The following is a 13607-nucleotide window of genomic DNA, read 5'->3' on the forward strand; positions in this document are numbered from 1 at the left end:
CATATTAACCTAAGGTTATCTTAACTATGGTTTTTGTTTTAATTTGCGCAAATCATTTTAATTCAATTTTGAATATTATATCCTACATTTTAAAGGAGGATATTTTTGAGTAGAGGAAAACGACCAAAGTGGATGATTGAAATAGCGATTGAAAGAATGAACATTCTTTTTAATCGGGCCGAGATGGAATTCATCACCCATCCGGAAAGATCAAATCGCTATGTTGAGCTTGCATTGAAGCTGTCCACCAAATACAATACTCCAGTGCCTGATGAATGGCGAAGGAGATATTGCAAGAGTTGCAAATCCTTTCTCAAGCCTGGTCGCAATTGCACCGTCCGGCTGGTTGACTCTGAGGTCAACGTTTTTTGTGGTGAATGCGGTCATGCAATGAAAATTCCCTATCACAGGGAAAAGAAGTTAAAAAGGAGAGCTAAATATGATTCAAAACAAAAAGGAATTGATGAACAGAGCTCTTAATGCGATGACAATCAACATTGGCAAAGCAGGCGTTAACGACAATGTTATAGAAGAAATCAAACGTCAACTCAAGGCCAATGAAATCGTCAAACTTAAATTTGCAAAAAATATCGCTCGCGATAAAGATGCTTACATCGACGAAATCATCTCAAAGACCCGAGCAAAGCTCGTGGACGTTAGAGGTCACGTTGCTGTAATCTACAAGAAAAAGCCTTAAACATTATAAATTTAGAGTTACAGGCCCTATTTTTTTAGGTCTTAAATTTACAGTGGATTAAGCTACAATAAAAAATAATATTGGAGAATTAATATGACTACTGTATTTGATGTACCTGCAGATTTATTAATTGAAAAAGTCGCAGAAGAATTTAAAGAGAATGACAAGATAGAATCTCCTGCATGGTCCAATTTTGTTAGAACCGGTGTCCACAAGGAAAGAAAACCGGAAAACCCTGATTGGTGGTTTATAAGAACTGCTTCTATCATCAGAAGAGTTTACATTGACGGACCTGTTGGTGTTTCAAGTTTAAGAACTTTCTACGGCGGTAAAAAAGACCGTGGCGTACGTCCTGAAAAATTCATGAGAGGAAGCGGATCAATCATCAGAACCGCACTCCAACAGCTTGAAGACGCAGGATACGTGGAAAAAGTTGTAGGCGGAAGAGTTGTATCTCCTCAAGGAAGATCATTTTTGGATAAAATCTCCGGAGAAATAATTAAAGACATTCCTGAACTTGAAAAATATTAATTATAATTTTTAGGAGAGTTTGATATGAGCGAATTAGACGAAATTCGTCAAAAAAGAATGGCTGAATTGCAGGCCCAACAGGCTGCTATGCAGAACCAGGCCCAACAACAGGCCATGGCACAGGCACAACAGCAAGAGGCTCAGGCACAATTCGAAGCTCAGAAAAAACAAATCTTAGGCCAGATTATGACTCCTGAAGCTCGCCAAAGATTGGCAAATCTCAAATTGACCAAACCAGAGCTTGTCAACAACATCGAACTTCAGCTGATCCAGTCCGCACAGGCGGGAAGCCTAAGAGGAAAAGTAACTGATGACCAGCTCAAAGTCCTTTTAAGGCAAATTGCAGGTCAGAAAAGAGAAATCAAGATTACAAGGAAATAATATTCATGAAGGCTGCTGTTTTGTATAGTGGAGGCAAGGACTCATCCTTTGTGGCAGTGATGCTTGAAAGGCTTGGCCTTGACGTTGAATTATACACAGCAAATTTTGGCGTGTACGATTCATACATTCCGGCAAGCAAATCCGCAGAATCACTGGGATTCAAGCACAATGTTCTCAAGATGGATAAAGATATCCTAAAAAGAACATGCGAGAAAATCCTCGAGGACGGATTTCCCAACGACGGAATAAAATACATCCACCAAATGACAGTGGAGGAACTTGCAAAGACTCATGATATTATTGCAGATGGGACAAGACGTGATGACAGAACCCCAAAACTTTCAATCAATCAGATAAAAAGCTTGGAGGACAGGTTTGACACACAATACATCAACCTGGACAGTTTCGGCCACAAGTCAGTGAAGCTGATTACCGAAAGCCTCTTTGAGATTTCAAAGGAAAAGTCAAACAGGGACACAAGTTCAGACTTTGAGGTTGAAATAAGGGAAATGATTGGCGAAATGGGTTCCGATCCGCTGGAAATATTCCCGGAACATTATCAAACTCGTGTTATCGGATATAAAGAATAATTATTATTACAGGTGAGAAAATGAGTAGAAATAAACCATTAGCTAAAAAATTAAGAATGGCAAAAGCAAACAAACAAAATAGGAGAATTCCAATCTGGGCTTATGCTAAAACTAACCGTAAACTTAGATACAGACCTAAACCTAGACATTGGAGAAGAAACAGTCTTAAATTATAATTGAGGGGTTAAAATGGAAAGAGTTTACACAATTCCACTTAGAAATGTAAAAGATGTCAAAAGGACTATCAGAGCTCCTAGAGCAATTAGGGAGATTAGAAATTTCTTAACCAAACACATGAAAGCTAGTGATGTTAAGATTGACGAATCTATCAATCATGCAATTTGGGAAAGAGGTATTCAAAAAATACCTTCTAAAATCACTGTAAAAGCAGTTAAAGATGATGATGGTGTTGTAAAAGCTACTTTAGCAGAATAGACACACGAAAATGTGAGGTGACAATATGTTGAAAAGAATAGACATTGTAGGAAATCCAAATATTGGAGTATTTGTCCTTGCAACAGACAACTTGGCTATTGTTCCTTATAATCTTTTGGATGAAAAAGCAGACATTATCAAGGAAACATTGGAGGTTGAAGTTGTAAAGTCTTCTATTTCTGGTTCAAGCCTTATCGGATCTTTAGCTGTAGCTAATTCAAATGGTATTGTTGTTTCCCCACATGTTTTAGATAGGGAAGTTAAACAGTTTGAGGACATGGGATTAAATGTGGCCACAATGCCTGGCCAGTACACCGCAGTCGGAAACATCGTTGCGGCAAACGACAAGGGCGCAATAGCATCCCCGTTCATTGGTCCCGAAGCAATCGAAGTGCTTGAAGAGACACTTGATGTGGATGTAAAGACATCCCACATTGTCGGAAGCGACATCATCGGATCCTTGATTAAAGTTACAAACAAAGGATTCCTGATGAGCAAAAACGCACTTGCCTCAGAAGTTAACTTTGCTCGTGAAGTATTTGGTGTTGAGGGAGATATTGGTACTGTTGGAAGAGGTATTCCACTGGTTGGCGCATGCATCCTGGCAAATTCCGCCGGAGCAATCGTTGACAAGGACAGTACCGGTCCTGAAATGGCTAGAGTTGAAGAAGCGTTAGGCTTTTTAGATGATGATTTTTAATTAATTAATCATGAGGGATTTTATATGATAACAAAAATTTACAGAGTTAAAGGTACTTTTGTAATGGGCGACGAATACCATGACTTTACCAAAGAGTACAAGGCAACTAGCGAGTCTGACATAGAAAGCAAAATCTATGCAAACTTTGGAAGCAAACATGGTATCAACAGGAACCAGATTTCAATCGACTCAATCGAGGAAATCGCTCCTGAAGATGTCGAAGACCCAATCGTAAAAGAAATTTTATAGGCGCATTGAGGGATTGACATGGAAGATCAACAAAGATTAAACAACCTTGTTAATGAAATCAATGTATACAGGCAACAGGCTGAATTGATTCAACAGCAAATTGAAATGATTCAAACCTCCATTGCCGAAGTTGACGCATTATTTGCTACCTTGGATGATATTGAGGGCAAAGACTCAGTTGAAGCCTTTGTACCTGTCGGTGCAGGTTCATTCATTAAAGGTGAACTCAAAAGCACTGATGAAATTATCGTAAGCATAGGTGCAGGTCTTGCAGTCAAAAAAGATGCGGAAGGCGCTCGTGAAATCTTGACCGGCCAAAAGGAAGAACTTAAAGACAGCATGGACAAGATGCTTGCCAACCTGCAACAAGCCACCGACATTGTCGGAAGCCTTCAGGCACAGGCTGAGCAAATCGCAGCTGCCGCACAAGGTAATATGACCCAGACCATGGGTTAATATTACTAAACTTTTTTATTTTTTTCTAAATTTTTTTCAAATGACAATAACCGTCTTTTTTCCTGTTTTTTCAATGTTCCGCTTGAGTGGACTCTTGAAATTAAAAACGGCAATGGGGAATTTCACTGTTGTCCGTCATTTTTTTGGTATCGGAAAGTTTTCAACCTTATTTTCTTAAATATTATAAAGTATATAACTATTGTCAATGAAGCTTAGAGATATATTATTAATCATTTTAGTGCTTTTGGTCATATTTGCAGTCTGGGCCACAATATTCAATCCGTCAAGCTCAGTTGTGAATAATGATTCAAAGGGAAACGTATCAGTTGCAGTTACCGGCGATGTGATGTTTGCCCGTAACATGGAAGGGGTATTGAGCATGGACTCCTCACCATTTGCCGGTGTGAGCGACGTCACATCAAGTGTGGATTTGCTTTTAATCAACTTTGAAAATGCGGCGACAACATCCGAAAATGCGGTCAAGGGAGATGTTCCGCTCAAGTGCTCTCCGGACTATGTTCCACTTGCAAAGGCAAACAACCTGACCGTTGCGGCCCTTGCAAACAACCATGCATTCGACTATGGAACCGACGGCATGAAGGACACCATTGAAAACCTCAAAAGTGCCGACATCACTCCGATAGGTGCCGGAAATTCAGAGCAGGAGGCCCATGCGGCGGTTGAAAAGGAAGTCAACGGAAGGAAGATAACAATCCTTAACTATATGGACTCCGAAAACTTTGCCGAATACTCACAGGAAGTGATGCCGATAGCAAAAGGTTCCAATCCTGGATACTCCGCATATTCCTCAGCCGATGCGCAAAAGCAAATTTCAGAGCACAACGATTCTGATTTAATCATTGCATACATGCACTATGGAAACGAGTATTCAGATTCCCCTAACGAAAACCAGATCAAAATGTCCCATGAGCTCATTGACTATGGGGCTGACGTTGTGATAGGTTCACATCCTCACGTGCCTCAGGGAATCGAGATGTACAACGGCAAGCCGATTTTCTACAGCCTTGGCAATTTCATATTCGACCAGTCAAACGAGGCTACACATGTGGCATACTTCGTTAAGGTGAATGTGGCCGGCAGCCAGGGAGAATGCACAGTCTATCCGATTCAGATTTCAGGATACCTCCCACAGCATATGGATGCCGAAGACGGCAAATCTCTTCTGGGCAGCTTGTCTCCGCAATGCAAGGATATGCAGATTACAAACGAGGGAATAGGAAAACTGAAATTCAATCTGACAGAAAACTAAATTTAGCCTCTTTCAAAATCTTGTGAAATTCGGATAATGCAGGTTTTTGAAAGGGCATATATACTTTTTTTTGAATGAAATATTTTCATTTCTAAATTACTTTTAAATACATTAAAATATAGAAAATGTATCATGTTAAACAAAAGATATATTTTTATTCTTTTCTTGCTCATTATGGCAATAGGGACAATAACTTCGGTCAGCGCTGATGATTCTGCCGGAGATGTGCTCGGCAATGCCAGTGATGACAAGTTGGGAATTGAGGAAATTGATGATTTGGAGAGTGATGATTCTGAGAATGCAGAATCACTTTCCGATGACGGAAATAATGAAATAATTGAATCAGACTCTCAAAACGTTGACGGAGATGTATTGGGAGCAACAGATGACGGAACATTCACTGCACTTCAAAATAAGATAAACAGTGCTTCTGAAGGTTCCACATTAACTCTGTATAATGACTATAGGTATAATGATGATTTTAGAAGCGGATACACTTTCATTGGTTACTCGATACCTGGAATTAACATTAAAAAGTCCATAACAATCAACGGGAATGGGCATAGCATTGACGGCGCATCCAAGTCAATATTGTTTTGGATTGATCATGATAATGTTAAGTTGACCAATCTTGTATTGAAGAATGCAAATGCGAGTCAGTCTCTTAAAGATAGCGTTCCTTTTGCTATTTCAAACGCTATTGACTGGACCGGAAATAATGGAGTTTTAGACAACTGCAGCTGCATTGGAGTTTCAGGATCCAATGTTCGGATACTTTCCATTAGGGGAGACAATGGCGCTATAAAAAATTGCATTTTTAAGGATACTCGCGCCATTTCCTTGAATGGAAATGGAAATGCTATTGATAATTGTAATTTCACAAACTCCATCACTAAGGGCTATTGCGATTGTGTAGATGTGAGTGGAAAGAATAACAGATTGACCAATTCTAACTTCAAAAATTGCCGGGCCGGTGACCATGGAGGTGCCGTCTCCTTTTCTGGTGAAAAAAATAATATCGCTTACTGTAATTTCAGGGAATGTTCCTCTGAAGCATATAGTTTCTATGAGGGTAACGGTGGAGCCGTCTATTTCTCTTCCAGTTCAGGCGCTATAGACCACTGTAACTTTTTTGACACCTATGCCTCCAATAATGGCGGTGCAATTGTTATAACTAAATACGCATCTGGTGTTACAGTGTCCTATTGTAATTTCAACAACACCCGTGCCAAAACAGGTGGAGCAATCTATAGGGCCACTCCTGACAAGGCTCCTGCTGCAACAGACCTCACCGTAAATAATTGCATCTTCGCATTTTGCCATGCGGATGATGGGGGAGCCATTTATTCAGATTCTAATAAGGAGATTATAAGGTATTGTAAGTTTGATGACTGTTCAGCCGATTCAACCGGAGGAGCCATCTTTTTCAATGAATCCTGTGCTGGCAGTACTGTGTCCGACTGTGATTTCAACAGATGCACTGCTGTCGAGTATAGTGGTGCTGTCGATTGGAATGGTGACAATGGTGTTTTAACCAAGTGTAATTTCATAGACTGCAATGCTGAAGAAGGGGGAGCCCTATATTGGTGCGGTAATGATGGAACAGTGTCAAATTCTAAATTCATCCGCTGTACTGGTGATTATGCAGGTGCCATTGACTGGGAAGGTAACAGGGGAACACTCTCCAATTGTATCTTCAACGACTGTAGAGTATCAGAAAATGGTGGTGCCGTCTACTGGGATACTGATAACAGTAAAATGATAAACTGCAACTTCCAGAGTTGTAATGCCACATATGGGGGAGCCGTTTATTCAAGCAAAGATGTACGTAATGGTGCCGTATCCGGCTGCAAGTTTATAGGTTGTAATGCCTCCTATGAGGGTGGTGCAATTTATTTAAGCAGTTCAGGGAATTTCAAGGTCAGTTCCACTGCATTTTCAGGAAATTCCGCTAATGGCGGAGGAGCAATTTCAGCATACAATTCAACTGTTTTCAAAGTCGACTCTTCCACTTTCACTGATAATGTTGCAAGAAATAGTGGCGGGGCTGTTTTGGTATTTGAAGGATATGGGGCTCAATTCGATTCATCCAGCTTTATTCATAACTCTGCACTGGAGAATTATGGCGGTGCAATAGTAGTATCCAATATGAATATCACCATAATGGATTCCTGCACATTTGAAAGGAATTATGCAAATGACAGTGCAGGAGCTGTCTATTTAAATACTTTGGACAAGTCCATAGTCAGATTTTCCACATTTTCAAAGAATTCTGCCAAATACTGTGGAGGAGTTGCCGCATTGCATGTTGATTCTCCTTATGTGATATCATCAAAATTCGTTGAGAACACAGATACTGGATATGGCGGAGCGGTCTTTGGAGTAATAGCGGCTGACTGTGAATTCATCGGAAATTCAAATCCTCAGACATGTTCAACAACAGAGTTTCCGGGTTCAACAATAACCATAAAGCAGACAGGTTCCTATTTCAACGATAAGGCAGTAACCATAACCCTAAAAGGAAAAGATGGAGCAATCCTTTCAAATGAAAAGGTTAATGTCACTTTAAATGGTAAAACATCCATTTATACAACAAATGCCAAAGGCCAAATTTCTTTCAAGGTCAATCTTGTTCCTAAGACATATGCAGTAACCATAAGCTATGGTGGAAATGCCAAGTACTATGCTTCAAGCGAAAAGGTGAATGTGGTTGTTAAGAAGGTCACACCTAAGATAACTGCAGCCAAAAAGACTTTCAGGCTCAAGGTCAAAACAAAAAAATACTCAATAACTCTCAAGGATAATTTGGGCAAGGTAATGAAAGGCAAAAAGGTTACAATAACCGTCAAGGGAAAGACCTACTCCGCAAAAACCAATTCCAAAGGTAAGGCAACATTCAAGATAACCAAATTGAAGAAAAAGGGAAAATTCAGTGCGGTTGTAAAGTATGGTGGTGACAAATATTACAATAAGGTTACCAAGAAAGTCAAAATAACAGTCAAAAAGTAATGGGATTCCACCCTTTACTTTCTTTTTTTTTAAATATAATAAAGTACATAATTATTATCAAATATAAATTTCATGAAATTATAGGTTGTGTTATTTTTGTTTGAATCATTAAAGAAGAAATTCTCACGAACAAGTGAAAAACTAGAAGAGGAACTTATAGAAGAGGCGGAAGCAGAAGACAACCTTAAAGAGGAATCCGGCTCAAGATTTTCATTCTTCTCATTCGGAAGGAAAAAGAAAGAAAAGGAAACTCCTGAAGAGGATAATCTACTTCCTGAAGCAGATGAAGATGAAGAGGCCGCCGTTGAGGAGGTCATTGAAGAATCTGCTGAGGAAGCTGTGGAAGAGGCTCCTGTTGAGGATGAGCCTAAGGAGGAGAAGAAGTCCCGCTTCTGGAGTCGAAGTAAGGATAATGATGAGGAAGAGGCTCCTGAGGAAGATGAGGATGAACCTGCAGAAGAAGAGCCTAAGGAAGAAAAGAAATCCCATTTCTGGAGTCGAAGTAAGGATAATGATGAGGAAGAGGCTCCTGAGGAAGATGAGGATGAACCTGCAGAAGAAGAGCCTAAGGAAGAGAAGAAATCTCACTTCTGGAGCAGAAACAAGGACAAGGAAGAAGTTTCTGCTGACGGCGAAGCTTCAGGCGGAATATTTTCATTCGTGCGTGAAAAGACCATTCAGGAAAAGCATGTGGAGGACATTCTCTTTGAGCTTGAAATGGAACTGCTTCAGGGAGACGTTGCAATGGAGGTTGCAACAGAGGTTGTTGAAAGCGTAAAGGAAAACCTTGTCGGCAAAAAAATCAAAAGAAGCAACGACATTACAGAATACACTTATTATGCTTTAAGGGATGCTGTTCAGGAAATCATCGATATTCCTGGCAAGTCCATGACTGAAATGCTTGAGGAGAAGAAAGCCCAGGGCGAGCCTCTTGTTGTGATGTTTGTCGGAATCAACGGAACCGGTAAGACAACAACAATCGGTAAGCTTGCCAACTACTACCTGAAAATGGGCTACACTCCGGTCATTGCGGCTTCAGACACATTCAGGGCAGGCGCTATCGAACAGGTCACCCATCACGCAGACAATGTGGGGGTCAAAATCATCAAGCACCAGAAAGGGTCAGATCCTGCGGCCGTTGCATTCGATGCGGTTGAGCATGCCCGTGCACAGGGCAAGGAATTGGTTTTAATCGATACTGCAGGAAGGATGCAGACCAACACCAATCTTATGGATGAGATGAAAAAGATTAAGCGTGTATCCAATCCGGATCTTGTCATCTTCGTAGGGGATGCCATAACCGGTAATGACGCTACCGAACAGGCCCGTAAGTTCAATGAGGCAATCGACATTGACGGTGTCATACTTACAAAAGCCGATGCGGACAGCAAGGGCGGAGCATCACTTTCCATAGGATATGTAATCAAAAAGCCAATCATGTTCCTGGGTGTTGGCCAGGGCTATGATGACATCATGGAATATGACTCCGAATGGATGCTTAACCAGCTCTTTTCAGATGATGATGAGATAGCTGAAGAGGCCTAAAATCACAATTCAAGTTTAAAAAGCTAATGTCTTGTTTTCTTTTTGAACTTGATATAATCTTTTATTTTTTTAATTTTAGAATCAATTAATTCTAATTTTGCAGATAACCTGTATATTTTAAGTTAAAATCTTTCTATTTGCCTAGGATTCATTTTTAAATTGATACTTTGACTCTTAAAAAATCGCTTTTTAATCTAGGATATTTAAGCTTTTCATGGTTTATTTTAGCATAATTGTTCTTTTTATATTGATTTCTATATATTTTTAAGCTATTTTAATTAATTTAAGCTATTTTAATCTGTTTTTCTTTTTAAAAAGATTTATATATGTTTAAAATATAAATTTAACTAAACATTCAAAGGGAAGGTGAAAAAATTTCGATAAAGAATAAGGCACTGATTTTATCGGTTGTTCTAATACTATTTTTCATGATAGGTGCGGCCAGTGCCGCTAACGAAACCGATGTCATCGATGCTCAGGAAACAGACGTTCAGGATGTCATCACACAGGACATCATTGAAGATGAACCCTTAGGGGAAGACCAGCAATCACCAACAATTGAAGATTCACCACAAATTCAAACCACTATCAAAAGTGAGGACTCCAACATTGTAAAGGGCAAAGAATTTTCTGTTCAGCTGAAAGACAACAATTCAGCACCAATTGCCGGTAAAGATGTTAAATTCACTTTCAACAAAGTGGTCACCAATGTCAGCACCGACAGCAATGGTGTTGCCAGACTCATAATCGATTCTGACCCAGGTAAGTACACAGTCAAGTACTCATTCAGCGCAGAGGGATATGCCGACTGTAAAAATTCAACAGTCATTTTCGTCATACCTACATCCACATCCAAAATAAAGGCACCCGACTACACTGCCTATGTGGGTGTCAAGAACAAATATATTGTGAAATTGGCCGTTGGAGGCACTCCTCTAGCCAAAAGGATAATTAAATTCAAAATCAACGGAAAGACATATTCAAAAAAGACCAATTCCAATGGAAAGGCAGCTATCTACATTAAAGAAGCCAAGGGAGTCTATAAGCTATCCTACTCCTATGCAGGCGAAAAGAACATAAAGGCCGTTTCCGGAACAAGCAAGATAACCGTCAAGAAGGGTATGCCTACAAAAATAGTGAAGGCAAACAAAGAAATCTTCAGGCACAAGCAGAAAAAATATTTCAAAATAAAGCTTAAGGATGAGAGAGGAAACCCTCTTGCCGGAAAGAAAATCACTTTCAAGATAAACGGCAAAAAGACAGTTAAAAAGACAAACAGCAAAGGAATTGCTAGAGTTAAAATCAAATTGCCTGCCGGAAAATACAAGCTCAAGATATGGTTTGACAAGACTTCCAAATACAAGAAGACAAAAAGGGTTTACAACGTTAAGGTCAAACCTGTTGCCCCTAAAAACAATGGAATGTGGCTATTTGGAAGAGATATGAAGTCCGTCAATCTCAAGACACTTCAAAAGAACGGATTCAAACATGTCTTCTTGAACTTCAAGGCTCTTGAATTGTATGGAAAATCCGGTGTTGAAAAATGGATCAAGGACGCAAAGAAGCATGGCGTTAAGGTGCACCTTTGGATGCAGGTCTTCTACAGTGGAGGAAACTGGCAGAATCCTGCCAAAAGCGGCATAAACTATGATCTGATTAATGAGAAAGTCAAAGAGGCAAAAGGATATGCCAAAATCAAGGGAGTTGCAGGAGTTCACTTTGACTATGTGAGATATCCTGGAAACGCTCATCAGTATCCAAATGCCGTAAAGGCAATCAACACCTTTGTCAAAAAGGCCACAAAGGCAATTCACGGAGTCAATAAGAATCTGATTGTATCTGCGGCTGTGATGCCTGAACCTTCCGGAATGAAGTATTACTACGCTCAGGACATCCCGACAATGGGCAAATACCTTGATGCAATCGTTCCGATGGTTTATAAGGGAAACTACAATGCAGGCACTAATTGGATTAAATGGGTGACTCAAACATTTGACGAGCAATCCAAACATGCTAAAATCTGGACCGGACTTCAGTCATACAGGTCAGATGCCAAACTCAATTTGATTCCGTCAAAAGAATTGATGGGAGATGCACAGGCTGCCGCTGCCGGCGGTGCGAATGGTGTGATACTGTTCAGATTCGGATTGTTCAACTTCATTAACTTTAAGGAGATGTAGATATGAGGAAAATTATATTTATCCTTATTGTGCTTCTTGCAGTCGTGTCTGCAGGTTGTGTGTCAGCTGCAGACAATGCAACAGATGTCATGGCCGATGATGCAGGCGACATTCTGGCACAGGACCCAGATGAGGATGCACTGGCTCAAAATCCTGACGAGGCCGAGGTGGCCGATGATGTTGCAACTGACGGCGATGACCAGCCGGAAGATGAAAAGGCAGCATCCATAATAACATCCTCCAGCGTAAAGGGATATGAATCATTCAAAAGTGAAATATCATTCAAACTGACTTCAAACGATGTGGCATTGGCAGACAGGCCGGTATCAATCAAGATAAATGATGCCACATATAAGAGGGTGACCGACAGCCAAGGTATTGCCAAGCTGTCCGTAAGCCTTAAGGCAGGCACATACACCGCCACATGCACCTATGATGGGGACAACACAACACAGGGCGCAACAGGAACCAGCAAAGTTGTCATAAAGGCTCCTACAAAAACCAAATTGAAATTGGGGGACAAGTATATAGTCTACCGTCAGGGCTCAAAATGCCTGTTTTATGTAAAGCTGGTCGATGCCAAAGGCAAGGCCATCAAGGACCAATGGGTGATATTCAAGGTGGACGGCAAAACTTACAAGGCAAAGACCACCAAATATGGTAATGCGAAAATCTTTTTGAAGCTCAAAAAGGGAAAGCATAATGTGAAATATTACTTTAAAAAGAATGCTCCGTACCTTGCCTCAAAAGGTTCCCATAAAATCAAGGTTGCCGCCAAAATGCCTAAAGGTAACGGATACTGGCTATGGCCTGTACACATGAAAAGCATAAACCTCAAAAGCTTATCCAAAAAAGGAACAAAACACCTTTTCCTTCACGTTGAAGCAATAAGCAGCTATGGAAAATCATATGTTGTGTCATTCATCAAAAACGCCCACAGACACGGGATGAAGGTTCATCTGTGGATGCAGGTGGCATACTCAGGAGGAGACTGGGTTTCACTTGTTGATGACAACGGCAGACTCAAATACGGATTCCTGAACAAAAAAGTTGCTGAAGCAAAATACTATGCCAAAATCAAGGGAGTCGACGGAGTTCACTTCGACTACATGAGATACGGAGGAACAGCCCATAAGCACCCTAATGCAATCAAGTCCGTTAACTACTTTGTCAAAAAGGCAAGCGCAAAAATCCATAAGGTAAGGCCGAACTGCATGGTTTCAGTCGCTCTGATGCCTGAGCCTGAAATGATGCATTACTATTACGGTCAGGACGTTCCGACATTAAGCAAATATTGTGACTGCCTGTTGCCGATGGCTTATAAGGGAAGCTACGGCCAGCCGACATCATGGATCAAGTCAGTTACTAAGGCATTTGTCAAGCAGTCAAACGGCGCACAAATCTGGACAGGCCTTCAGACATATCATTCTGAAAACAATCCTTCACCACTGCCTCACAGCACTGTTTTAAAGGATGCGAAATCCGCCATGAAAGGTGGAGCTGCTGGTGTTGTGCTGTTCAGAATTGGAATAAGCTGCAACTTTAATTTCAAAAAGGTTTAAAA

General features: G+C 40.5%; 15 protein-coding genes. All 15 read left to right on the forward strand.

What is annotated here, in order from left to right:
* The first annotated feature begins 105 nt into the window (after positions 1-105).
* The 15 genes from ACJMML_RS03525 to ACJMML_RS03595 all read left to right on the forward strand — a co-directional run bounded on the left by ACJMML_RS03525 (position 106) and on the right by ACJMML_RS03595 (position 13605).
* Complete coding sequence (locus ACJMML_RS03525) at positions 106-480, forward strand: ribonuclease P protein component 4 (protein WP_405305998.1); 375 nt, start codon at positions 106-108, stop codon at positions 478-480.
* On the forward strand, positions 440-697 hold the full coding sequence (locus ACJMML_RS03530) for a YhbY family RNA-binding protein (RefSeq protein WP_405297404.1): 258 nt from the start codon (positions 440-442) through the stop codon (positions 695-697). Before ACJMML_RS03525 ends, ACJMML_RS03530 begins: the two co-directional genes overlap by 41 nt.
* Before the next feature lie 93 nt (positions 698-790).
* Positions 791-1228, forward strand: coding sequence for a 30S ribosomal protein S19e (locus ACJMML_RS03535; protein ID WP_303739614.1), 438 nt, complete (start codon positions 791-793; stop codon positions 1226-1228).
* 24 nt (positions 1229-1252) lie between these two features.
* Positions 1253-1609 (forward strand): DNA-binding protein, encoded by a 357-nt coding sequence (locus ACJMML_RS03540; RefSeq protein ID WP_405305999.1) that lies wholly within the window; start codon positions 1253-1255, stop codon positions 1607-1609.
* A 5-nt stretch (positions 1610-1614) separates the two neighbouring features.
* Positions 1615-2199, forward strand: a complete 585-nt coding sequence (locus tag ACJMML_RS03545) for an asparagine synthase-related protein (protein ID WP_405306000.1) — start codon at positions 1615-1617, stop codon at positions 2197-2199.
* 20 nt (positions 2200-2219) lie between these two features.
* Positions 2220-2375, forward strand: a complete 156-nt coding sequence (locus ACJMML_RS03550) for a 50S ribosomal protein L39e (RefSeq protein ID WP_004032463.1) — start codon at positions 2220-2222, stop codon at positions 2373-2375.
* Positions 2376-2388: 13 nt separating this feature from the next.
* A complete protein-coding gene (locus ACJMML_RS03555) occupies positions 2389-2634 on the forward strand; it encodes a 50S ribosomal protein L31e (protein ID WP_405306001.1) in 246 nt (81 codons plus the stop codon).
* A 25-nt stretch (positions 2635-2659) separates the two neighbouring features.
* Entirely contained in the window at positions 2660-3334 is a 675-nt protein-coding gene (locus ACJMML_RS03560; protein ID WP_405306002.1) for a translation initiation factor IF-6, read from the forward strand.
* A gap of 24 nt (positions 3335-3358) precedes the next feature.
* On the forward strand, positions 3359-3583 hold the full coding sequence (gene rpl18a / locus ACJMML_RS03565; protein ID WP_405306003.1) for a 50S ribosomal protein L18Ae: 225 nt from the start codon (positions 3359-3361) through the stop codon (positions 3581-3583).
* A gap of 18 nt (positions 3584-3601) precedes the next feature.
* Positions 3602-4039, forward strand: coding sequence for a prefoldin subunit alpha (pfdA, locus tag ACJMML_RS03570; protein ID WP_405306004.1), 438 nt, complete (start codon positions 3602-3604; stop codon positions 4037-4039).
* Between the two features lie 205 nt (positions 4040-4244).
* Positions 4245-5309, forward strand: a complete 1065-nt coding sequence (locus ACJMML_RS03575; RefSeq protein WP_405306005.1) for a CapA family protein — start codon at positions 4245-4247, stop codon at positions 5307-5309.
* A 174-nt stretch (positions 5310-5483) separates the two neighbouring features.
* Complete coding sequence (locus ACJMML_RS03580) at positions 5484-8318, forward strand: hypothetical protein (RefSeq protein ID WP_405306006.1); 2835 nt, start codon at positions 5484-5486, stop codon at positions 8316-8318.
* A 96-nt stretch (positions 8319-8414) separates the two neighbouring features.
* Positions 8415-9863 carry a signal recognition particle-docking protein FtsY gene (gene ftsY / locus ACJMML_RS03585; RefSeq protein WP_405306007.1) on the forward strand — a complete coding sequence of 483 codons (1449 nt, stop codon included), beginning with the start codon at positions 8415-8417 and terminating at the stop codon, positions 9861-9863.
* Between the two features lie 428 nt (positions 9864-10291).
* Positions 10292-12043, forward strand: coding sequence for a putative glycoside hydrolase (locus ACJMML_RS03590; RefSeq protein ID WP_405306009.1), 1752 nt, complete (start codon positions 10292-10294; stop codon positions 12041-12043).
* A gap of 2 nt (positions 12044-12045) precedes the next feature.
* The gene (locus ACJMML_RS03595) at positions 12046-13605 is read left to right on the forward strand and encodes a hypothetical protein (protein ID WP_405306010.1); all 1560 of its coding nucleotides are present in this window, start codon (positions 12046-12048) and stop codon (positions 13603-13605) included.
* Positions 13606-13607: the final 2 nt, after the last annotated feature.

Origin of the sequence: Methanobrevibacter sp. (genome assembly GCF_045130115.1) — an archaeon.
GTDB lineage: Archaea > Methanobacteriota > Methanobacteria > Methanobacteriales > Methanobacteriaceae > Methanocatella.